The 22,844-nt window shown below is 62.4% G+C and carries 22 protein-coding genes; 6 read left to right on the top strand and 16 right to left on the bottom strand.

Annotation, left to right across the window (positions count from 1 at the left end; genetic code table 11):
- Positions 1-54 precede the first annotated feature (54 nt).
- The 3 genes from XH90_RS11575 to XH90_RS11565 all read right to left on the bottom strand — a co-directional run bounded on the left by XH90_RS11575 (position 55) and on the right by XH90_RS11565 (position 4,144).
- Complete coding sequence (locus XH90_RS11575; RefSeq protein WP_194481485.1) at positions 55-2,406, bottom strand: bifunctional salicylyl-CoA 5-hydroxylase/oxidoreductase; 2,352 nt, start codon at positions 2,404-2,406, stop codon at positions 55-57.
- 97 nt (positions 2,407-2,503) lie between these two features.
- The gene (locus XH90_RS11570) at positions 2,504-3,340 is read right to left on the bottom strand and encodes an enoyl-CoA hydratase family protein (protein ID WP_194481483.1); all 837 of its coding nucleotides are present in this window, start codon (positions 3,338-3,340) and stop codon (positions 2,504-2,506) included.
- A 42-nt stretch (positions 3,341-3,382) separates the two neighbouring features.
- Positions 3,383-4,144 (bottom strand): SDR family NAD(P)-dependent oxidoreductase, encoded by a 762-nt coding sequence (locus XH90_RS11565; RefSeq protein WP_194481481.1) that lies wholly within the window; start codon positions 4,142-4,144, stop codon positions 3,383-3,385.
- Positions 4,145-4,355: 211 nt separating this feature from the next.
- Between XH90_RS11565 and XH90_RS11560 the strand changes: the two genes are divergently transcribed.
- Genes XH90_RS11560 through XH90_RS11540 form a run of 5 tightly spaced genes read left to right on the top strand, consistent with a single transcriptional unit; the run spans position 4,356 to position 10,063 of the window.
- On the top strand, positions 4,356-5,156 hold the full coding sequence (locus XH90_RS11560) for an alpha/beta fold hydrolase (protein WP_246755772.1): 801 nt from the start codon (positions 4,356-4,358) through the stop codon (positions 5,154-5,156).
- Positions 5,157-5,163: 7 nt separating this feature from the next.
- Complete coding sequence (locus XH90_RS11555; RefSeq protein WP_194481477.1) at positions 5,164-6,453, top strand: acyl-CoA dehydrogenase family protein; 1,290 nt, start codon at positions 5,164-5,166, stop codon at positions 6,451-6,453.
- Positions 6,454-6,455: 2 nt separating this feature from the next.
- Entirely contained in the window at positions 6,456-7,982 is a 1,527-nt protein-coding gene (locus tag XH90_RS11550) for a class I adenylate-forming enzyme family protein (protein WP_194481476.1), read from the top strand.
- Complete coding sequence (locus XH90_RS11545) at positions 7,979-9,067, top strand: NAD/NADP-dependent octopine/nopaline dehydrogenase family protein (protein ID WP_194481474.1); 1,089 nt, start codon at positions 7,979-7,981, stop codon at positions 9,065-9,067. The genes XH90_RS11550 and XH90_RS11545 overlap by 4 nt, the downstream gene beginning before the upstream one ends.
- 3 nt (positions 9,068-9,070) lie before the next feature.
- The gene (locus XH90_RS11540) at positions 9,071-10,063 is read left to right on the top strand and encodes a 3-hydroxybutyryl-CoA dehydrogenase (RefSeq protein ID WP_194481472.1); all 993 of its coding nucleotides are present in this window, start codon (positions 9,071-9,073) and stop codon (positions 10,061-10,063) included.
- Here XH90_RS11540 and XH90_RS11535 read toward each other — a convergent pair.
- The 6 genes from XH90_RS11535 to XH90_RS11510 form a co-directional block, all read right to left on the bottom strand.
- The gene (locus tag XH90_RS11535) at positions 10,060-11,106 is read right to left on the bottom strand and encodes a peptidase M29 (RefSeq protein WP_194481470.1); all 1,047 of its coding nucleotides are present in this window, start codon (positions 11,104-11,106) and stop codon (positions 10,060-10,062) included. The two genes, XH90_RS11540 and XH90_RS11535, sit on opposite strands and share 4 nt — an antisense overlap.
- Positions 11,107-11,141: 35 nt before the next feature.
- Entirely contained in the window at positions 11,142-11,909 is a 768-nt protein-coding gene (locus tag XH90_RS11530; protein WP_194481468.1) for an ABC transporter permease, read from the bottom strand.
- Positions 11,906-12,691, bottom strand: a complete 786-nt coding sequence (locus tag XH90_RS11525; protein ID WP_194481466.1) for an ABC transporter permease — start codon at positions 12,689-12,691, stop codon at positions 11,906-11,908. The genes XH90_RS11530 and XH90_RS11525 overlap by 4 nt, the downstream gene beginning before the upstream one ends.
- Complete coding sequence (locus XH90_RS11520; protein WP_194481464.1) at positions 12,688-13,533, bottom strand: ABC transporter ATP-binding protein; 846 nt, start codon at positions 13,531-13,533, stop codon at positions 12,688-12,690. The genes XH90_RS11525 and XH90_RS11520 overlap by 4 nt, the downstream gene beginning before the upstream one ends.
- Before the next feature lie 87 nt (positions 13,534-13,620).
- Entirely contained in the window at positions 13,621-15,315 is a 1,695-nt protein-coding gene (gene ilvD, locus XH90_RS11515; RefSeq protein ID WP_194481462.1) for a dihydroxy-acid dehydratase, read from the bottom strand.
- Positions 15,316-15,393: 78 nt separating this feature from the next.
- Positions 15,394-16,377, bottom strand: coding sequence for an ABC transporter substrate-binding protein (locus XH90_RS11510; RefSeq protein ID WP_194481460.1), 984 nt, complete (start codon positions 16,375-16,377; stop codon positions 15,394-15,396).
- 176 nt (positions 16,378-16,553) lie between these two features.
- Here XH90_RS11510 and XH90_RS11505 point away from each other — a divergent pair, with 176 nt between their 5' ends.
- The gene (locus XH90_RS11505; protein WP_194481458.1) at positions 16,554-17,462 is read left to right on the top strand and encodes an NAD(P)-dependent oxidoreductase; all 909 of its coding nucleotides are present in this window, start codon (positions 16,554-16,556) and stop codon (positions 17,460-17,462) included.
- 6 nt (positions 17,463-17,468) lie between these two features.
- Here the strand turns inward: XH90_RS11505 and XH90_RS11500 are convergent, their stop codons facing one another.
- The 7 genes from XH90_RS11500 to XH90_RS11470 all read right to left on the bottom strand — a co-directional run bounded on the left by XH90_RS11500 (position 17,469) and on the right by XH90_RS11470 (position 22,826).
- Positions 17,469-18,029, bottom strand: a complete 561-nt coding sequence (locus XH90_RS11500) for a flavin reductase family protein (protein ID WP_194481457.1) — start codon at positions 18,027-18,029, stop codon at positions 17,469-17,471.
- 9 nt (positions 18,030-18,038) lie between these two features.
- On the bottom strand, positions 18,039-19,268 hold the full coding sequence (locus XH90_RS11495) for an acyl-CoA dehydrogenase family protein (RefSeq protein WP_194481455.1): 1,230 nt from the start codon (positions 19,266-19,268) through the stop codon (positions 18,039-18,041).
- Positions 19,269-19,343: 75 nt separating this feature from the next.
- Complete coding sequence (locus XH90_RS11490) at positions 19,344-20,600, bottom strand: CaiB/BaiF CoA-transferase family protein (RefSeq protein ID WP_194481454.1); 1,257 nt, start codon at positions 20,598-20,600, stop codon at positions 19,344-19,346.
- A 232-nt stretch (positions 20,601-20,832) separates the two neighbouring features.
- A complete protein-coding gene (locus tag XH90_RS11485; protein WP_246755771.1) occupies positions 20,833-21,246 on the bottom strand; it encodes a GNAT family N-acetyltransferase in 414 nt (137 codons plus the stop codon).
- A gap of 71 nt (positions 21,247-21,317) precedes the next feature.
- On the bottom strand, positions 21,318-21,617 hold the full coding sequence (locus tag XH90_RS11480) for a hypothetical protein (RefSeq protein WP_194481450.1): 300 nt from the start codon (positions 21,615-21,617) through the stop codon (positions 21,318-21,320).
- The gene (locus tag XH90_RS11475) at positions 21,614-21,823 is read right to left on the bottom strand and encodes a hypothetical protein (protein WP_194482917.1); all 210 of its coding nucleotides are present in this window, start codon (positions 21,821-21,823) and stop codon (positions 21,614-21,616) included. The genes XH90_RS11480 and XH90_RS11475 overlap by 4 nt, the downstream gene beginning before the upstream one ends.
- A gap of 607 nt (positions 21,824-22,430) precedes the next feature.
- On the bottom strand, positions 22,431-22,826 hold the full coding sequence (locus tag XH90_RS11470) for a glyoxalase (protein ID WP_194481448.1): 396 nt from the start codon (positions 22,824-22,826) through the stop codon (positions 22,431-22,433).
- Between the last annotated feature and the right edge of the window lie 18 nt (positions 22,827-22,844).

Here is a 22,844-nt window from a genome sequence, read left to right as displayed (position 1 = left end):
CCCTCAACTCCACTCAAAACACGCCAGGCAACGGGGTTAGCGTCGCACGGGCGGTCACTCGGCCGCAAGCGGCTTTGTCGCCTCCGCCTTGAGCTCGGCCCGGGTCTTGGGCTTAGCCTTAATTCTCAGCTCTTCGAGATCCTGCCGATCACGCGCGCTGTTGCGGAAGATCTGGTCCTTTCCCGGCAAATATTGGGGTGGGCAGAATGCGTCGTCCGCTCCGTACCAGGCCGCCGCCTTCATGGTGAAGAAAGGGTCGACCAGATGCGGCCGTCCGAGTGCGACGAGGTCGGCCCGGCCCGCGGCCAAAATGGTGTTGGCCTGGTCCGCGGTCGTGATATTGCCGACGCACATGGTCGCCACCCGCGCCTCGTTGCGGACCTGGTCGGAAAATGGCGTCTGGAACATGCGGCCATAGACCGGCTGCCCATCGCGGACCGTCTGCCCGGTCGAGACGTCGACGAGATCGACGCCAGCCTCGGCAAAGGCGCGCGCGATGGCAACCGCATCGTCACCGGTGACGCCACCGTCAGCCCAGTCGGTCGCGGAAATGCGCACCGACATCGGCTTGTGCTTCGGCCACACCGCCCGCAGCGCCTCGAAAATCTCGATCGGAAAGCGCAGCCGGTTTTCGAGCGAGCCGCCATATTCGTCGGTACGCGTGTTCGTCAGCGGCGAAATGAAGCTGGCGAGCAGATAGCCGTGGGCGCAGTGCAGCTCGAGCATGTCGAAGCCGCAGCGCTCGCCGCGCTCGGCTGCCGCGACGAACGAATCTCTCACCGTATTCATGCCGGCGCGATCGAGCTCGCGCGGCACTTGGCTGTCGGGGAAATAGGGCAGCGGCGACGCCGAGACCACATCCCAGCCGCCTTCGTCCAGCGGACGATCGATTCCATCCCACATCAGCTTGGTCGCGCCCTTGCGGCCGGCATGCCCGAGTTGCAGGCAGATCCTTGCAGCCGAGTTGCCGTGGACGAAATCAACGATGCGGCGCCAGGCAGTTTCCTGCTCGTCATTCCACAGGCCGGCGCAGCCGGGCGTGATCCGGGCCTCGCGGCTGACGCAGGTCATCTCGGTAAAGATCAGGCCGGCGCCGCCGATCGCGCGCGAGCCGTAGTGCACGAGGTGGAAATCACCAGGAACGCCCTCTTTCGCCGAGTACATGCACATCGGCGACATCACGGCACGGTTCGGGACCTCCATCTCGCGAAGCCGGAATGGCTGGAATAGCGGCACAATCGGCTCGTCGGTGCTGACGTCGAAGCCGTTGCTGCGCACTTGCCTCGCGAATGATTTCTCGACCTCGGCGACGAAATCGGGCGCACGAAGCTTCAGATTGTCATAGGTGATCGCCTTCGAGCGCGTCATCACGCCGAAGGCAAATTGCACGGGATCGAAATCCCAGAAGCGGTCGACGTGCTCGAACCAGACCAGCGAGACGTCGGCGGCGTGCTGGGTCTTCTCGACCTCCTCGCGGCGGCCGTGCTCGTAGACATCCAGCGCGGCCTTGATGTCGGGTGCCTTCGCCATCGCCTCGGCCAGCGCGATCGCGTCCTCCATCGCAAGCTTGGTGCCGGAGCCGATCGAGAAGTGCGCGCTCGCCTTGGCATCGCCGAGCAACACCATGTTGCCCTTCACCCAGCGCTTGCTGCGGATCATCGGGAAATTGCGCCACATCGAGCGGTTGGTGAGCAGCTTGTGCCCATCGAGGAACCAGCCGAAGATCTCGGCCATCCGCGCGGCGGACTGGGTCTCGTTCAGTCCCGTCAGCCCGGCCCGCTCGAACGTCTCCGGATCGGTCTCGAAGATCCAGGTCGAGTGGCCCGCCTCATATTGGTAGGCATGGGCGATGAAGGGTCCCCACTCCGTTTCCTGGAAGATGAAGGTGAAAGCATCGAGCGGCCTGGTCGATCCCATCCACGCGAACTTGTTGGCGCGGAGGTCGACTTCCGGTTGGAAGTGCTCAGCGTATTTCTCGCGAAAACGGCTGTTGACGCCGTCGGCGAGCAGGATGAGGTCGGCATCGGCAAAGCGAGACTCGTCGTCGATATCCACTTCGAATTGCAGGACAACACCGAGCTCGCGCGCCCGCTCTTGGAGGATCAGAAGCAGCTTCTGCCGCGAGCAGCCGCAAAAGCCGTTGCCGCCGACCCTGTGCACCGTGCCGCGAAAATGCACGGCGATATCATCCCAATAGGCAAACTCCCGGGTGATGCGGCGGTAGCTCGGAAGATCGTGCTTTTCGAAATTGTCGAGCGTGGCATCCGAGAACACAACGCCGAAGCCAAAGGTGTCGTCGGCGCGATTGCGCTCGTACACGGTGATATCGGCGCTCGGGCGCTGCTTCTTGAGCAGGATCGCTGCGTAGAGACCCGCAGGTCCACCACCGATGATCGCGACTTTCATGGGAGCCTCGCCAATTCACCCGGCCATGAAAACTATTTTAAGCCTAAAATAATTTTGCGCAAGTCCCCGTCCCGGGCCTCCCAACGGGAAAGGCCGCTCAATCGCCCCTGAAGACGGGCTTGACCTTGTTGGCAAAAGCCTCGTAGGCGCGCTCGAAATCGGCCGTCGTCATGCACAGGGCCTGGGCAACGGCCTCCGCTTCGATCGCTTCCTCCACCGACATCGCCCATTCCATCGCCAGCATCCGCTTGGTCATGGTGTTGCCGAAGGTCGGCCCTTCCGCGACCTGCTTGGCCAGCAGTTGCGCCTGGGCCAGCACCTGCTCCGGCGTGACGATACGGCTGAAAAAGCCCCAGCGCTCGCCCTCTTCCGCGGTCATGAATCGGCCCGTGTAAAGAAGCTCGGAAGCGCGGGACTGGCCGATGATCCGCGGCAGGATCGCGCAGGCGCCCATGTCGCAACCGGCAAGCCCCACCTTGTTGAACAGGAACGCCACCTTGGCGCCGCTTGCGGCAAGCCGCATGTCGGACGCCATGGCGATGATCGCACCGGCACCGGCGCAGATGCCCTCGACCGCCGCCACGATCGGCTGCGGGCAGGCCCGCATCGCCTTGACGAGATCACCGGTCATCCGGGTGAATGCGGTCAGCCCCTTGGTGTCCATTTTTACCAGCGGGCCGATGATCTCGAATACGTCTCCGCCAGAGGAGAAATTACCGCCGGCACCGGTGACGACGATCGACTTGACCGCATCGTCGAACGCGCAGGCGCGAAAGAAGTCGGTTAGTTCCCGATAGCTCTCGAACGTCAGCGGATTCTTCCGTTCCGGACGGTTGAGCGTCACGGTGGCGACGCCGTCGACCACGGCCAGCAAGAAGTGCTGCGGCGAATAGTCCGAGAGCGGCAAGGTGACGGGATTGGCTGGTCTGCTCATGCGATCTCCTTCGCTTTCTTGTTCCGCGCCCGCTCACGCACGCTAGATCTCGCCGCCGGCGACGGCAATCGCCTGCCCCGTGATTGCGCTCGCATCCGTGCTGCACAGCCAAAGCACGGCATTCGCCACTTCCTGTGGCGTGATCAGGCGGCCCTGCGGATTGTGCCTGGCAAGTTCGGCGATCGCCTGCTCGCGGGTGCGCCCGGTCTTCCTCATGATGTTGTCGATGCTGCCGGCGACCAGATCCGTGTCGGTGAAGCCGGGACACACCGCATTCACCGTGACGTTGCTGCTTGCCAATTCAAGCGCGAGCGAGCGCACGAGACCGACCACGGCGTGCTTGGCCGCCGTGTACGCACTGACATAGGCATAGCCCTTGAGCGCGGCTGTGGATGCAATCGCGACGATGCGCCCGTAAGGGCGGTCCTTCATCCCCGGCAACACGGCGCTGATGGCATGGACAACGCCCATGAAATTGACGTCCATCATGCGCGTAAACAGGGCACTGTCCGATTTCCCAAACGGCGCGGATTCGGCGCCGCCGGCGTTGGCGATCAGGATATCGATCGGCTTTCGCGCATGCGCTGCGGCGATGGCTGCCCTCAGGGCAGCTTCGTCCGAGACGTCGGCAACGGCGGCATGGTGCGCGGCACCCGCTTTGATCGCTTCTTCGAGGGTAGCCGCATTCCGGCCGAGCACTGTCACGGCGGCACCAGCACCGACAAGAGCCGCCGCAATCGCACGGCCGATGCCGCGGCCGCCACCTGTTACCAGCGCGTGCGGCGAATGCGGCAATCCGGACATGCGTTTGCTCCCTGTGCTCGATGATCGTTCTCCCGATATATTTTAACCTTCAAATTTTTGCAACGAAAGCGCGGATCCACGCCGCGAACGAATTCCGCGGGAGACCGGCCCGAAAATTGCTTTAAGTATAAAATTATCTCTTCCCATCCCACACAAGCCTGTTAGCATCGCCGGGCAAGAAAGAGGATGCCGCGTGTCGCAGCCTGCACCAATGACAACGAGGGATGGACGCTTCGCCTACGAAGCCGCGGGCGATCCAGACGCGATACCTCTGATTTTCCTGCACGGCATCGGCGGCGCGGCGCGGGCCTGGCGACAGCAGCTTGCTACATTCGGCAATCGTTTTCGCGCGATCGCATGGGACATGCCGGGCTACGGCGGATCGGCGCCGCTCGCCGACGTCAGCATCGCTGCCCTGGCCGATGCCCTCCAGCAATTCATCCAGCAGATTGGCGCGACAAATCCCATTCTGGTCGGCCATTCGATCGGCGGCATGATCGTCCAGAAATGGCTGGTGCAATCGCAGAAACTGGCACGTGCGGTCGTTCTGGCACAGACCAGCCCCGCCTTCGGAAAGGCCGACGGCGACTGGCAGAAATCGTTCATCGCCGCGCGGCTGGGTCCGCTCGACCGTGGAGAGACCATGAAGTCTCTGGCACCGTCTCTGGTGAATGAGCTCGTTGGCGACGATCCCGATCCCAAGGGAATTGAGCTGGCGCGCGAGTGCATGGCAAGCGTGCCTGAAGCAACCTATCGCGCCATGATGCTGGCATTGATCGGCTTCGATCAGCGCAGCACGCTCAAGGACATATCGGTCCCGACGCTGCTGGTGTCCGGTTCCAAGGACAACAATGCCCCTGCGCCGATGATGGCAAAGACCGCGACCTACATTCCTGCGGCCAAATATGTCGAACTCTCCGGCGTCGGCCATCTCGCCAACCTCGAACGGCCTGACGCCTTCGACAAGGCCCTCGGCAGCTTCGTCGATTCTATTGCCGCAAAACACGGGTGACTGCGCAATGACCATGCAAGTCAGCAAGACGATCGGCACGAGCGACAGGGTCGCGCTGGATGCGCCGATCTTCGATCCAGTGGCGTTCCGCCTGAACGACGAACAGGCCGAGATCATCGCGCGGGCACGCGAGATCGGCCAGAGCGTATTCGCTGGCCGCGCCGCGAAATACGATCGCGAGGCGATCTTCCCGACCGAGAATTATCGCGACCTGCACCGCGTCGGCCTGCTCGGCATCGCCGTACCCAAGAAGCACGGCGGGCTAGGTGCCAACTACCAGACCTACGCACTGGCAGCTGCGGAGATCGGCCGCTATTGCGGAGCAACGGCGCTCACCTGGAACATGCATGTCTGCTCGACGCTGTGGTCGGGGCCTCTGGCCGATGACCTCGACATGGATGCGCAGACCCGCGCCGAACACGAAAAGCGGCGGGCCGTCCACTACAAGCGCATCGTCGAAGACGGCGCGATCTACTCGCAACCCTTCTCCGAGGGCGGCGCCGCAGCCGCGGGCGGTGTTGCCTTCGGCACGGAAGCCAAGCCGGTCGAAGGCGGCTGGATCGTCAACGGCAAGAAGATCTTTGCGTCGCTCTCCGGCCATGCCGACTATTACGGCGTACTCTGCACCGAGATCGAGGAAGGAGAGAAAGCCTCGCGCCGCAATACGCTCTACCTGGCGATATCAGCGAAATCGCAGGGCGTTTCCGTCGTCGGCGACTGGGATCCACTTGGCATGCGCGGCACCGTCTCGAGAACGCTGCTGTTCAAGGATGTGTTCGTGCCAGACGATTCCGCGCTGATGCCGCGCGGTGTCTATTTCCAGGCCGCGATGCGCTGGCCGCACATGTTCCTGACGCTGTCTCCGACCTATATGGGCCTTGCGCAAGCCGCTTATGATTTCACAGTGCGTTATCTGCGTGGCGAGGTCCCAGGCATGCCGCCGGTCAAGCGCCGGATGTATCCGACCAAGCAGATCGCGGTCGCGCAAATGCAGGTCAAGCTGGAGCAGATCAAGGGGATCTGGTTCCAGGCCGTTACAGAAGCCCGTGCCAATCCGAGCAAGGAGCAAGTGCTGCGCGCCTACGCCGCACAATATTCGGTAATGGAAGGTGCCAACGAGCTCGCGGCACTCGCGATCCGTACCTGCGGCGGTCAGGCCATGCTGCGGTCACTTCCGCTGGAGCGCATCTATCGCGACAGCCGCTGCGGCTCGCTGATGCTGCCCTGGACGGCCGAGCTCTGCCTCGACCGAATCGGCCGCGAAGCGCTTTACGAGGCCGGCGAAACGGACGACTGACGGTGGATCTCTGTAGTCTGATCGATCGCAACGCGGCGTTTGCGCCAGAGAAGACAGCCATTGCCTTTGAAGGCGGACGGCTGAGTTACGCGGCGTTTGCCGATCGCATCGAACGGACTGCGACAGCCCTGAAGCATGAGTGCGGTGTCGGACGCGGCGACCGCGTCGCGATCTTGAGCCTGAACCGGCCCGACTATCTGGTTCTGCTCTACGCATGTGCGCGGCTCGGCGCGATGCTGGTACCCCTGAACTGGCGGCTGGCGATCGCCGAGCAGCTCTTCATCCTCACCGATGCCGGCGCCAAGGTGCTGGTGCTCGAGCAGGCGTTTGAGGGCGTTCTCTCCGAACTCGCGCCGGGGACTGCGGTCATTGGCCTCGATTTCTCGCCACCGCGCGGCACGACCCTCGAAAGCCTGCTGGCACGAAGGGGAAGTAGCGGGCGCAACCCGCACACCGATCTCTCCTGCCCGCTTCTGATCGTCTACACGTCAGGGACAACCGGACGGCCGAAGGGCGCGGTGCTGCGGCAGGAGGCGCTGTTCTGGAACGGCGTGATGAGCCAGCACATGCACAACATGACGTCGGACGATCATATCCTCACGGTGCTACCGTTCTTCCATGTTGGCGGTCTCAATATTCAGACGACCGCGGCGCTCCAGCTTGGTGCGACCGTCACAATCCACGCCCGCTTCACCCCGGACACCGCGCTCGCCGCGATCGAACGAGAACAGCCGACCTTGACGGTCATGGTGCCCGCAATCATTCAGGCCGTCAGCGAGCACCCGGCTTGGGCGACAACGGATCTCTCCTCGCTGAAAGCCGTCGCCACCGGCTCGACCATCGTGCCAGCGCACCTGATCGATCGCTTCGTCGCGCGCGGTGTGCCGGTGCTCCAGGTCTATGGCTCGACGGAAACCTGCCCCATCGCGGTCTATACCCGCCTCGGCGGGGACCTGTCGCGAGCGGGATCGACCGGACTGGCAGGCTTGTGCTGCGAAGCGAAGGTGATCGATCAGGCCGGCAACGAGGTGCCCGCGGGCACACCCGGCGAGATTGCGGTGCGCGGGCCCAACGTGTTCTTCGAATATTGGGGCAATGCGGACGCCACGCGCGATGCGCTGCACGACGGCTGGTATCGTACCGGCGATATCGGCCTGTGCGACGCCGATGGCTATTTCTGGGTCCGCGACCGCAAGAAGAACATGATCATTTCCGGCGGCGAGAACGTCTATCCCGCCGAAGTCGAACGGGTGCTGCTCGAGCATCCCGATGTCAGCGAATGCGCCGTGATCGGAAGGCCGGACCCGCGCTGGGACGAGGTGCCCATCGCCTACGTCATCCGGCGATCCGGCCGCCGTCTCGAAGCGGACGAACTGAGAGCGCACGTTCAAGCCCAGCTTGCCCGTTACAAGGTTCCACGCGACATCGTCTTCGTCGCCGACATGCCGCGCACAGCGCTTGGCAAGGTTCAGCATTTCCTGCTGAAGCAGCTTGATGCGCAGTCGCGCACGCAAGGAGAAGCATCTTGAAGATTGCGGTTCTGGGCGGGGGAAACGGCTCTTTCGCGGCCGCGGGCGATTTTGCGCTGTCGCGGCACGAGGTTCGACTGTGGCGCCGGGACGCGGAACAGGTCGACGCACATCGTGCCGCCGGCTCGCGCATCCTGCTGAAGGACCACAATGGCCGTCACGACGTAAAGCTGGCGCTGGTAACGACCGATATCGCCGAGGCGGTCAGCGAGGTTGAGCTGATCCTCTGCCCTGCTCCCGCTTTCGCGCAGGAGGACATCGCACGTTTACTTGCCCCGCATCTGCGTGATGGCCAGGTGGTCTTCCTGCCACCTGCGACATTCGGCTCAATGATCTTCGCGCAGGCCGCGAGAGGCGCCGGGAACCGTGCCAAAGCAAGCTTTGCCGAGACTGGCACGCTGCCCTGGCTCACCCGCAAGCACGGACCGTTCGAGGTCGCCATCACCATCCGCGCCAAGCGGCTGCCGGTCGGCGTGTTCCCGCTCAACCAGGCGCCACACGCGCTCGAGGTGATTGGACGCGCCTTTCCTGATGTGATCGAGCCCTGCGGTGACGCGCTGTCTGGCGCGCTGATGAATGCGGGCTGCATCATTCATCCGCCGCTGATCGTGATGAACGCGGGCCCGATCGAGCATTTCGAGCGATGGGACATTCACAAGGAAGGAACGCAGGCCGCTATCCGGCGCGTGACCGACGCCCTCGATGCCGAGCGGATCGCCGTACGCGAGGCGCTAGGCTATGGCGCGCCGCACTTTCCACTTGCGCACCATTACGCGAAGGAAGGCGAGATTTGGATGTATGGCCGCGGTTCGCATGACCGCCTGACGGATTCCGGCGACTGGCGCGAACGGATCGTGCTGACCGAGCACCGCTACATGCGTGAGGATCTGCGGCTCGGGTTGTCGCTGCTGGTATCTGCGGCTGAACTGGCTGGCGTCGCTACGCCGCTCGCCAAGGCATTCCTCGCCATCGGCGGCGCAATCTGCGGCGAGGATTTTACGCAAGGCGGCCGGACGTTGGAGACGCTGGGGCTTGGCAAGCTTCACAAGGCCGAATTGCAGACACTGCTTCGCGAAGGGTTTTGACTGATGAGCAGTCGCGCCAACATTGCCTGCCTCGGGGCCGGTCGCATGGGCCGGGGGATCGCGGTCGCGTTCGCCTATGCGGGACACACGGTCACGATGATCGACATCAAGGCGCGTTCAGCGGAGGATTTCGCCCAGCTCGGAGCGGATGCACTCAGCGAGGTCAGGAAGACCTTTGCCAGCCTCGCGAAGCTGGGGTTGCTGACCGAGACAGACGTCGATCCGCTGATCGCGCGGGTTTCGGTGGTGCAGGCGAGCCAAAGCGGCGCCGCGCTGTCCAAAGCCGGAATGGTTTTCGAAGGCGTACCCGAGGTCGTCGAGCTTAAGCGCGAGGTGCTGGGGGCAGCTTCAAGGCAGGTCGCCCCAGATACGATCATCGCATCGACCACGTCGACTATCCTCGTCGACGATCTCTCCGGAGCAATCGAAAATCCGCGGCGCTTCCTCAACGTGCACTGGCTCAACCCGGCATATCTGATCCCGCTGGTAGAGGTGTCGCCCGGCAAAGCCACCGACCCCACCATCATCGACGAGGTCAAGGCGTTGCTCGAAGGCATCGGCAAGGTCCCCGTGGTCTGCGCGGCGACTCCCGGCTTCATTGTCCCGCGCATCCAGGCGCTGGCGATGAACGAGGCCGCGCGCATGGTCGAAGAAGGCGTCGCCAGCGCCGAGGAGATCGACAAGGCGATCCGCTACGGTTTCGGCTTCCGCTATGCCGTGCTCGGACTGCTGGAATTCATCGACTGGGGCGGCGGCGACATTCTGTATTACGCCAGCCGGTATCTGGAGGGCGCACTGGGAAGCGACCGCTATCGGGCGCCAGAGGTCATTTCGCGCAACATGCATGAAGGCCGGATCGGCCTGCGCACAGGCGCCGGGTTCCTCGACTACTCAGGCATGGACGTTGATGCTTACCGCGTGAAGCGGCTCCAGGCCATGGTCGACTTGCTCAGGCACTTCGACCTGGCTCGACCGCCCGTGCGCGACCGCAACTAGCCGAATACGTCCTGGAGGACACCTTCCCGGACCACCGCGACCCCATCGAGCTGGATGGTCGTCCCCATCATCGGCAAGTCGAAATGGCCCGCGGTGTAGCGACCAGCAAACTCGTTGGCGCCGGTCGAGAACAGGAAGTTGCCGGAGACGGCACGAATCTCCGTGCCGTTGGTGTCGCGCTGATCGTACATCGACAGCGCCTCATAGCGCGCTCCCGGGTTCATACCGAAACCGACATGCGAGACAGCATAGGCCTCCCGATCGCCCCAGGCGGCGAGGTAGGCGCGCATCATCGCGGCATCGGCACCCTCGCCATCCAGGTCGACGACGTAGTCGTCCTTCAGGGTCATCTTCACCGGCGACGTCAGGTAGCGCTTGAACGTGAGGTTGATATCCCCGGGCGCCATCACCAGCGTTCCATTGATCGTTCCGCTCTTGGGAAAGCTGACGACGATGCCACCCGGCCAATGCGCCAGCGTACCGGGTTTGTCCGTCCAGCCCCAGACGCCAACCGTCGACGCTCCGATCATGTCGACGTCGAGCGCCGTCCCGGCCTTCGAGGTGACCCGCATCCGCTTGGCCCCGCGCAACATCTTGGCCGCCGCGCGAACGCGCTTCTCCAGTGCCGGATCCGGCACCATCCGCTCCAGCGCCTCGGGATGTTCATTGGAGATCACCAGGATGCGCGCGCCGGCCTTGAGAATCTCGGGCGTCTCCACCGCATGCATAAGGCCCTCGATCGTGCAATCCACCACGAAGCCTGCCTGCTGAAGTGCAGTGATGACCGGACCAACCTTCTGGATCGCCTCGCTGGCGCCCGTCGAGCGGACAGGAACGATATTCTTGTTGCGCGGAGTCGGCATGACCACGTGAAACGGCTTCGCACCCATTCGCAGGAGGGCCAGCTCCGCGAGGTGCACATTCAAAGCGCGAGATTGGGTTTCCGAGAGGATCGCCGCGGTATCGCCGGCCTTGACGGCGCAACGCTCAAAGATCTCGCAAAACGCGTCGATCCATTTTGCCTCAATGCGATCCGCCAGCATGATTCACTCCCGGTCCTCTGTTCTTGTTCGCCAAGTCACGCTTCGGGAAAGCCCCGCAAGAGAAACGATCGCACCGCACCCAACAACGCGTTGAGAATCAACCCCAGAAGCGAGATCGTGATCAGCGGCACGAACATATCGACCGCCTGGAAGGTGCGAGCCGCTGTCACGAGGGCGTGGCCCAGCCCGTCCGTCGACGTGATCATCTCGGCCAGGAACACCACGATGCAGGAAATGACAAGGCCGATCCGGCATCCAGTAAGGATCGACGGCATCGCCGCCGGCAAGACGACCTTGAACAGGATTTCGTAGCGTGGCGTTCCCGCCGCCATGGCCGACCAGATCAGCTTCTGTTCGACTGTCGATGCGCCATAGTAGGTCGACAGCAATATCGGAAAGAGTGCATCCGCCGCCACCAACGTGATCTTCGATCCATGGCCGAAGCCCAGCAACAACAGCAGCGCCGGGTAGAGCGCGACTTTCGGCAATGGCGCCAACACGCGCACGATCGGCCGAACGACGGCATTGATCGCAGGATTCGCGGCGGCCGCAATGCCGATGCTGACGCCGAAGACGACCGCGATCGCGAAGCCGGCAAAGAGCCGGACAAGGGTTGCCGCGATTTCCTGCTGAAATGTCCATGTCACGAGTTGCTGGAGCAACCGGTTGAAAACCAAGCCCGGCGGCGGCAACAAAACCGCAGGCGCGAAGCCGAACGAAACAAGCGCCTGCCAGAGCGCGATGACCAGCACGATCGGCGCGAGCCCAAAGATGACGCTTGCTGACAGACTACGTGACATCATGAGAAGCTCAGCGGCATGTCAAACTGAGGTTCCGACCAGCGCACGAGCCTTGCGCGGACGCGCTCGAAGATCGCATCGAGGCAGATGCCCATCGCGCCGACGATGATGATCATCGCGTAAACTGTATCGTATTGCCCCATGTCGAGCGCATTGAACAGAATGTTACCGGCGCCCGACTGGCGCGCGATCATCTCGCTGGTGATCATGGTGATCAGCGCCAGCACGAGGCCGGTGCGGCACCCCGTCAGGATCTCCGGGAGCGCGGCCGGCAACACGATCCGGACCAGGCGCTGCAAGGGCGAAAGCCCCATTGCCGCGCCTGACCACAGCATCTTCTCCTCGACGGCCTTGGCGCCCTCAAAACCGTGATAGATCACCGGCAGGCTGACACCGAGGAAGATCACCAGCGTTTTGGTGATGTCACCAACGCCAAGCCAAAGCATGATGATCGGCATCAACGCTGCCTTCGGCACCGGATAGATCACCATCAACAGTGGATTGAAGAAGGCTGCGACGGCCCGGCTGCGGCCCATAAACAGACCTAGCGGAATCGAAACCAGCACGGCGATGCCAAATCCGATCGCCATACGGCGGAGCGAGGCCAGGATGTTGATCAGGGATTCCTTGTCCCCGAGGATATCCGGAATTGCGCGGATCGCCTCAAACGCCGTGGGAAAGCTGTCGCTCTTCATCGCGAGCGACGCCACCTGCCAAACCGCCAGCAATCCGATGCAAGCCAACACCGGCGCTGCACGTTTCGCGATGCCCCCCGACGGTGTCATGAAGGCGAACCGGCTTCATCGCTTTCGTCGAACATGCGCTCGATGTCGACGACGTATTTCTGGTAGCGCGGATCGAGCAACAACTCGTTGCGGCGTCGCGGTCGCGGCAGGTCGATATCGATGACTTCCCTGATACGACCAGGAGACTTCGTCATCATGACAACCTTGTCCGAGAGAAAGACGGCTTCATCGACCGAATGGGTGACGAACAGTACCGTCTTGCGGTCGCGTTCCCATATGTTCAGGAGATCGTTCTGGAGGCGCGTCCTTGTATGAGCGTCGAGCGCGCCGAACGGCTCGTCCATCAACAGGACTTCGGGATGGTAGGCAAGCGTTCGGGCCAGCGCGACGCGCTGCTTCATGCCACCCGACAGTTCCTTCGGGTAGAAGTTCTCATAACCTTTCAGGCCGACCATCTCGATCAGCGCCCGACTCTGCGCTTCGGCTTCGGCGGCTCGTACACCTTGCTGGCGCGGCCCATACATCACATTTCCCAGCACGGTCTTCCATGGAAACAGCGCAAATTCCTGGAACACCGGTCCGCGATCCGGCCCTGGACCGTTGATCGTCTGACCTTTTATCCGCGCTGCACCGCTGGTCGGGCTGACGAAGCCACCGACGATGTAAAGCAGCGTCGACTTGCCACAGCCGGACGGACCAAGGATGGAGACGAATGCGCCCTCCTCAATCGTCAAGGATATGTCCGATAGTGCCAAATGATCCTTGCGCGCCGAAGTCTGGAAGACCTGCGAGACGCGATCGATCTCGATGATCGCAGAAGCCGGCTTTTGCGACGTCACCGATCTCACCCATTCACTCGATCTCGAAGGCACTACCTTCATCCCGCCTCTCGCTTCACTCACGCGCGAACGTCACACGAGACTAGCAAGAAACCTGCCAAACCGGCCGCCACTCACGCGCGCAATACGTCAATCGAACCAAGGCCACTCCGCCGGTCCCTCATGCGTGACTGCTCCGCCGGGGGCCTGACCAACCAGACGCGCATATTTTGCGAGCGCACCCGCGCGATGACGCGGCGGGCGTTGCCTCCAATCACGTCGACGTGCAGCGAGTTCCTGCGCATCAACCAGCAAATCCATGCGGCGGCCGGCGGCATCAATCCGGATTTTGTCGCCATTGCACACAAGCGCCAGCGGCCCACCGACATACGCTTCCGGGGATACATAGCCGATACACATGCCTCGCGTGGCACCGGAGAACCGCCCATCCGTGATCAGGGCGACCTTCTCGCCCATACCCTGCCCGTATATCAGCGCAGTGACCCCAAGCATCTCGCGCATGCCGGGACCGCCCACCGGCCCCTCATTGCGGATCACCAGAACCTCGCCAACCTTGTAGCTGCGATCTCGTACCGCCGCGACACAGGCCTCTTCATCCTCGAAGACCCGCGCGACGCCCTCGAAGAACTGGCTCTTCAAACCCGCAACCTTGATAACTGCGCCATCAGGGCAGAGATTGCCCTTCAGCACCGCAACACCGCCATCGGGCATCATCGGCGCGCGGGCCGCATAGACGACCTCGCCATCGGGCGCGTTGGCCGCACCATATTCCTCCGCGAGTGTACGGCCGGTGATGGTCAGACAGCTGCCATCGACATGTCCACTCCGAATCAATTCGCGGATCACGACGGCCGCGCCGCCGATATCATAGACGTCCTTCGCCGTGTACTTGCCTCCTGGCCGCAAGTTTCCGATCAACGGCGTCCTGGCAAACACCTCGCCGACGTCATCGATCGTGAACGCGACGCCGGCCTCATTCGCGATTGCCGGCAAATGCAGCGCGGCATTGGTGGAGCCGCCTGTCGCGGCAACGATGGCCGCGCCGTTTTCCAGGGATTTGCGCGTTACGATGTCGCGCGGCAGCGGACCACCCCGTTCGAGCATCTCCATGATCAGTCGTCCGGCACGCCGCGAGATCTGGGCGCGCTCGACATAGACTCCTGGCACCATCGACACGTTGGGAATGGTCAGGCCCATCGCCTCCGACACCATCCCCATCGTGTTCGCGGTAAACTGACCGGCACAGGCGCCGATGGTCGGCAGGCAGGCACGCTCGATCCGCTCGAGCGTCGCAGCGTCGATATCGCCGGTCATATAGCTGCCGACAGCCTCGTAGGAGTCTAGCACCGTCAGCGTCCGCCCGTCCACGCGCCCCGGCAGCGAGCTGCCACCATAAATGAAGATGGAAGGAACGTTGCAGCGAACCATGCCCATCATCACGCCCGGAAGCGTCTTGTCGCATCCGCCATACCCGATCAGCGCATCGTAGGCGAGGCCGTGGACGACGGCTTCGATGGAGTCGGCGATCAGTTCACGCGAGAACAGAGAGAACTTCATCCCCTCGTGATTCATGCTGATGCCGTCGGATACCGAGATTGTCGAGAACTCGCGCGGCGTGCCGCCGGCTTCCTCGATCCCGGTCTTGGCCGCCGCCACCTGGAAGTCGTGTGTCATATTGCAGGGCGTCTGCTCGCCCTTCATGCTCACAATGCCCACCATCGGCTTGGCAATGGCCGCATCATCCAGACCCATCGCGCGCATAAAGGCGCGATGCGGAGCCCGGTCGAGCCCGTCAGTCGTTGTCCGTGACCGCAGCTTCTTCATGCCTGCATCATCTTCATGCAACGTCCCGCACGGGGAGGGACATTGCCACCTCATTGATCCGACGGACGACCCAATCGCCTATTGCAGCGGCGCGACGATCGTCGGGTGCTTGAACTGCGCCACATCCAGCTTCGGCAACATTCCCGTATCCGCATAGATGTCGAGCATCTTCTGAATCGCGGGAAAATTCGGCGCCGCACCGGGATCACGGCCGAAATCGTTATCCTTGAGCAGATAGGTTTCGAGCACCGGAATCGGCGCCTTCAGGACTTCGTTGACGACCTTCAAGGTCTCTTCGCGGTTCGCGAGCGCCTTCTTCATGCCCAACGTGATGTCGCGGACATAGGCTTTCACCAGTTCGGGGTTCTTGTCGACGAAATCGGCACGACAGGCTTCCAGGATGTGCACGATGTTCGGCATGGCCTGCGACAACGAGAACAGCTTGCGGATGCCGCCCTTGGCCTCCGCCCGCGCCGCAAAAGGCTGGTTCATGTTGACCGCGTCGACGCGGCCCTGGCGCAGGGCATCTTCGGAGACGGCAAAGCCGACCTCGACCAGTTTGATGTCCTTGGCCGGATCGACGCCGTTCTGCTTCAGAAGCAGGTTGAACGGGCCTTGCGTGCCGCCGCCGATCACGGAAATGCCGACCGTCTTGCCCTTGAGATCTGCGATGGTCTTGATCGGGGAATCATCCATGACCGCCCAATAGACCGAGAAGCCACCGGGCTTCTCGAAGACATGCTGGGCGACGATGTAGGCCTTAAGATTGCCGCCGACCACGCCGTTGGCGAGCGAGAGCGGCGCTTGTGTTGCGCAATCCAGTGCGCCGGCCGCCAAGGCCTGCGTCATGGGCGCAGTGCCCTGAAACTGGGTCCATTCGATATTGTAGGTCTTGCCGATATCGGGAAATTCGGCCGGCCTGCGCATCATCCAGTATTTGGATTCCTCCGCCGGGATGGTCCAGCCCACTCGGATCGTCTGCTGGGCCCTTGTGGGGCTCGCGCCGGCTATCATGACCGCCACAGCCCCCATTGCCAGCATCCACCTCGAAACTGCCCGCATCGTGCCCACTCCGTTGCTCCGGCGCCCACCGACGCCACCCAACCCGACCAACCTAAATGTTTCATGGTTCAAACAATCAGGCAAGCCATGCAAGCCGGTCGGTTTCGCTGCGAGACACGTTATGTATGGTGCGCAGCGGTCGGGTGGCGTTGCGCCGCGACAGAAAGAGGCAACCTATGGCTGATGCGAGCAAGGTAAACCCGCAGGGCGTCGAGAGGCTCGGCTATCTCGGCCTTGGATTGATGGGGACGCCGATGACCCTTCGGCTGCTCAAGGCCGGTTATCACGTCAACGTCTGGAACCGTTCGGAAGGCAAGGCAGCTCCGCTCATCGAGGCAGGCGCTAAGCGCGCTGACACACCTCGTGACCTCTTGGCGAATTGCGATATCGTCTTCATGTGCGTAACCGATGCCGCCGCCGTCGAAGAGGTGATTTTCGGGCCCGTGGGTCTTGCAACGGCTCCCGGCGCTTGCAAGCTCGTGGTCGACTTCTCGTCGATTCACCCTGACGCCGCGCGCGATCTCGCGGCACGATTGAAAGGTGCGAACGGCGCGAGCTGGATCGATGCGCCAGTGTCCGGCGGCACCAAGGGTGCTGAGGAAGGGACACTGGCCATCATGGCGGGCGGAGAAGCAGCTGATATCGAGAGGGCGAGGCCTTATGTGCTGGCCATGGCGCGCCGTTTCACCCACATGGGTCCGACCGGCGCCGGCCAAACCACAAAACTCTGCAACCAGGTGATCGTGGGATGCGCGATGGCCGTGCTTGCGGAGGCGACGCGCCTTGCCTCCAATGCGGGAATTGACGCAAGCCGGCTGCCCGAAGCGCTTGCCGGCGGCTTTGCGGATTCGATCCCGCTTCAGCTCTTCGTGCCGCGCATGGTCCAGGGCATCCACTCGCCACCGCTCGGTCACATTGCGACGATGCTGAAGGATCTCGACACGGTCGCCGACGTCGCCCAGGCAACATCAACGCCGGTGCCGATGGCCACCCTGGCAGGACAGATGTTCAGGCTCGCCAAAGCTGCGCGCGGCGCAGACGCGGACGCCTTGGAAATCTACAAGCTCTCGGCAACAGACCACTGAATCGCCTTACGGCTTCTTGCGCTCGTCGTCAGCCAGAAACCGGCCATACGTCCCCCGCGCAAACAGCAGCGGCTCTTTGGCGTGGTAGGCGTAGGCCTCGACCGCGCCGAGAAAGATCACGTGATCACCGCCATAATAACGATTGACGGATCGGCACTGAAAATTCGCCACGCTCTCGGCAAGCACCGGAGCGTTACCAAGGCCCGGTATCCACTCCACGCCGGCGAACTTGTCTTCCGACGACTTTGCGAATTTGTCTGCAAGCGCCTGCTGCGAGGTGCCCAGCACATGAACGGTGAAATGGCTGGCGTTCTGAAACACGGTCAGGCTTGATGAATAAACTCCAAGGCTCCAAAGGACCAAGGGAGGATTCAAGGAGACCGACGCAAACGAGTTGCAGGTGATGCCATACGGCTTTCCGTCGGCGGCCGTTGCCGTGATGATCGTGACACCCGTTCCGTAGGTACCGAGGGCGTTGCGAAAATCGCGAGGATCGATCGACGAACTGTCGCTCGCGAGTTCGTTGGCCGGGTCGGGAATGGCCGGCTGCTTAGGCAGATCATTCATCGGCCGGCCTCACAGCGTAAGATTCTCGGACGGCAGGCCGAGTGCCACGCGTCCATAATTGGTTCCGGCCGCATCGAAATTGAACGCCAGGTGAGAATTGATCGCATGCGCATCGCGGAACTGGCGCTGCAGCACGCCAGTTGTGAACAATCCCCGCGCCCCGCTCGCCGCAAACAGCATCGAGACGGCATCCGTGCACAGATTGACCGAGAAAGCCCCATCTCGCCGATATCTGGTTTTGGTCGCCATGTCGGGCGGATGGTCGCGCCGCGCATGCTCCATCGCCTCGATACAGGCCGAGCGCATGATCAGGCGCGCGGCATCGATCTTGGCGGAGGCTTCGGCGATCTTGATCTGCGTGCTTTGGAAGTCGCTCAGCTTGGCGCGGTTGTACGTCGAGATGCGATGACGCGCGACTTCCGTATAGTCGTCCAGGCAGGCCTGCGCATTCCCGAGCGCGACGCCAGAGAGAACATAGGGAAACAGCGAGAACACCGGCAGCGCGTACAGCGGATTCGGGTTCACCTTGCTGCCGGGCGTTGCTCCTCCTGCAAGATCGCCCACGGCGACCGTCATATGCTCTGGTACAAAGGCATCCCTGACTTCGACATCCGACGACCCGGTGCCGCGCAATCCCGCGACATTCCAGGTGTCGAGAATCTTGTAGTCGGCCTTCGGCAGCAGAAAGATGCGGTATTCTATACCGTCGGCCTCATCGTCGGATGACACGACGCTCGCGAGCATGTTCCACGCGCATGAGCCGACGCCGGATGAGAAAGGCCAGCTTCCGTGCAGCCGGTATCCGCCCTCGACCTTCCGGGCGCGGCCGGCGGGGAAGATGAACGACGACGCAATCAGGACGTCGGGGTCTTTCCCCCAAGCCAATTCCTGCGCACGCTGCTCGAACATGCCGAGCATCCAGTGGTGGCTCGCCAGATTGGCCAAATTCCACGCCACCGATGCGTCGGCCCGTCCCAGCAGCTCGGCGCAGTCGATCAGGGCGACGTAATCGAGTTCGGCACCGCCGACGCGCTTCGGCTGAAGCATCCGGAACAGGCCGGCATCGTGCAGGTCCCGCTCGGTCTCCGGCGGCAGATGCCGCAGCTCCTCCGTGCGAGCCGCGCGTTCCCGCAATTGCGGCACGAGCGACCGGGCCTTGGCAATCATCGTCGCATAGGCTCGTTCGCCGGAGACCGTCGCTACCGACTGCCCCATCCTCGGCTCTTGACCAGGCGCCATTCGTGTCCCTCGCTCTCATATATTTATGCGGCGGGAACCTGGCCAAATCAAGCAGTTGCCGCGCTCAGTCCGAGGTCACGGCCTGCGCCGTCCGAACACCCCTTTTTCGGTCAAGATCGCAATCCGCTTCTCATCGTAACCAAGCGTCTCGCGCATGACGCCTTCCGTATGCTCGCCCAGCAGCGGCGCAGCCACTGGATCGATTGCCGCCGTCACACTCATGCTGATCGGCGGCTCGATGTTCGGAACCCACTCCGCCGTGCGATGCGGGATTCGGCTCAAGCGCGCGCGTTCGCGTGCCTCGGGCGCGTTGAAACCTTCCTCGACGGTTCTGAGATAGCCGACCGGAATGTTGGCTAGTTTCATCTTCGCCATCCAGTTCTCGAGCGTGTCGCCGGCGAACACCTCCGCGATGGCCGCACGCAGCAGTTCCTTGTTCTCGGACCTCGCCTTGCGCGTGGCGAACTGAGGCTCATTGATGAGATCCGGACGGTTCATTACCTCGACGACCAGCCGTCGATACAACCGATCATTGGCGCAAGCCATGTAGAGCGGACCATCGGATGCCTCGTAGACACCGACAGTGGGCGACCCGTTCGGCGAATTGCCGAACCGTCCGGGATTCTCTCCGTTGATCAGATAGGCCATCCCGTAGAATCCAGTCATGCCCATCGCGACATCGAACAGCGCGACTTCGACATGCTGACCTCGGCCGAGCCGATCCCGCGCCAGGAGCGCCAGCAGGATCGCATTGCAGGCCGACATCCCCGTCGCCATGTCGACAATGGGCGGGCCGGTGCGAACCGCTGGACCATCGGCAAATCCATTGAGCGACATGAAGCCGCTCTCTGCTTGGGTGATAGGGTCAAAGCCCGGACGCGAGGCGAAGGGTCCGGTGCGTCCGTAAGCGGAAATCGAGCAATAGACCAGGCGCGGGTTGAGCGGCGCGACCGCCTCGTAGTCGAGGCCGAACTTCTTCATGACGCCGCTGGAAAAATTCTCGACGACCACGTCCGCCTTGCGGATCAGATCGAGCGCAATCTCGCGCGCCTCCGGCACGACGAGATCGAGCGCGATGCCGGTTTTGTTGCGGTTCAGGCTGAGAAAGGCCGCACTCTCGCCGCCGATTTCGGCATGCTCGTAGGCGCGCGTGTCGTCGCCGCCATCGGGGTTCTCGATCTTGACGACTCGTGCACCGAAATCGGCGAGCGTCTGTGTGCAGGCGGGCCCCGCGACCACGCGCGTGAAATCCACGACTAGCAGACCATCAAGCGCGGTTGGCCTTCCCGCCGCCCGAAGCGGGCGCTCAGGTAATTGAGGCTTGGTGGACATCCCGGGCGCTCCCCTACATCGGCTTGTGCTCGCCGAATTTGCTGCAAGTGAACTTAAAGCCCGGGAGGCCGGACTTCGCAAGTACCTCGGCAGCAACACTTCGAAACGCAAAAGGACCCGGCAGCGGTCAAGCTGCCGGGTCCTTATGCATTCCAGGCGGCAAGGCAGCGCCTACTTCGGCGCCGCACTCCATTTACGTTTCGAGCCGCCTTCCGCGTCACGGGAAACCTGCTCAACGAAGCGACCTTCGCCAATAAAGCGTATGCGGCCGGGCCCACGGCGCCTCGGGCTCATAGAGCCGATAGCCCGCCCGAATGAAATTATTTGCGGAGAAGCTGTTATCCGTCGTGTCTGAAACGATGCCGTTCCATCGCATGCGCCGGCCCCGCGCTTCTACCGCCCGCATCAAACGAAGTTGAAGTCCCCAGCCCCGATGCCGCTGCAAGACTCCGACTCTGGAAAAAGAGCCGCAATTTCGTGCATAGGTGGACGGCACGACGCCTGCGAAGGCGACTGCATTATCACATTGGTGGGCAAGCCACCACGCCCCGAGTTCGAAATCCGGCATGGCCGCGGCATCGAAGAACGTCAGTCGATGCAGATCAGTCAAGGCATCGGCAACGTCATCATCTGAAGCATCGACCATACGGGATTCTGTACAGGGCATGACTTATCGAATTGGATTGGCAGTGCGACGGCGGCGCCACGACCAGAAATTTACTTGCTCAGCACGACCTTCACTCCGAACCAGACAGCCCCCATTAGGCCGGCCGCAATCACCGTAATGACCGCCTTACACGTATAGCTCTGTGCCTGCTCCACGCTCCTTCGCCACCGCCGCAGGTGCTGAAAGTCCGCCCTCATCTCCTTTCGGTCATCGTCTTCGATGCCAAAGGACGCCAACACTGACGCCACCGCTTTCAACACGATCGCATCGATACTCTCCTGCTGGTGCTTTTGTTGTTCGGCCAATGTCTCGGCCACGATTGCCCTGATCTCGTCGTCTGGCATCTTCACCGCTTGATGATCCTTGCAACATTCTCAAAGCCGCGCTTGGCGAAGTAGAACGAAACGACGAGATTTGCGGTGATTGCCGCAAACCCCGTCAGAGGATGCGTCGATCCGAGGCCCAGAACCTTGTCCCAGACAAGGAGCTTCGCGAAATAGATCGTCACGCAGTAGCCGATCAGCTTGTCTGGCTCATGCCATAGACCGTCACTCAAGCGAAACTCTCCCACACAACAATTGCGATCAGGCCCGCCAGCGCGAGCGATATCAGATAGAGCGTCATCGCTTCTCCAAGAAAATAACAGTGCGGCAGATCGCGAGACGAAGCGCGATCGTTTCGGCGCGAACTTATCCCCTCCGGGGACCGCGGCGGCGCAAGCAAAGGCTCGCGCCGCCGGCCGGCACGTTCGCGCGTGCACGGCCAACAAAGTGGTTCGGACGGCGGCGCGCTGATCGGCGTTCCACGAAGGCCTTTCAACGAGGGCGAGGCCGCGATGCGCCGGACGCCGTCCGATTCCTGAGATCGAAACGAAAAAGCCCGCAGCGGATGCTCCCGCGCGGGCCTGACAAACTCGTTTCGATGATGCCATTATGCCGGTGTTTTGCCCGACGTGTCAAACCTCGAGTTGCAATTGGATCGCGGCCCGTCGCGATGGCGACGCTGCGATCTCACGACAAGCGAGACGGCATTAAAAAAACCCGCCACGGATCACTCCGGCGGGCTGAGCCAAACTTTTTCGATGATGCGATAATGCCAGTGTTTTGCCCGACGTGTCAAACGAGCAAGCTTGGTGGGCTCGGCGGACCGTATAGAGGCCGGCCTCAGCCAGTTGCAGACGAACGATTGCCTCCACCGCGCAGCCGGCTCGGCCATCCAATCCGCACCAACGTCTCATCCGGATCGGACAGCGCAAACTCGTACATCCCCCACGGCTTGTCTTCCGCTGATTGCTGAAATTCGCGCGCGGCAGCGTCGACATCCTCGAGATAGAGATAAAGCCCGAGAGGGTTTCGGCCCGGGCTCAACCATCCCTCGACTGCATCGGTCAGATGCAGATATCCGCCCTGCCGGTTCGACAATATGCGATAGGTGTCCGCCTCTCCGGCAGCTGGCCGATCGCAGTCCGGGCGCGAAAAGCCCAAGCGGTTGTAGAACCGCTCCGACGCATCGAGGTCATTGCAGGGCAGGATCGCGACGAGGGAACCGGACGGGCTCATGCGTGCACTCCGATCAGG

This window comes from Bradyrhizobium sp. CCBAU 53338 (genome assembly GCF_015291665.1).
Taxonomy (GTDB): Bacteria; Pseudomonadota; Alphaproteobacteria; order Rhizobiales; family Xanthobacteraceae; genus Bradyrhizobium.
The sequence above is the reverse complement of the archived record's forward strand: the minus strand, read 5'-3'. Positions and strand labels throughout refer to the sequence as shown.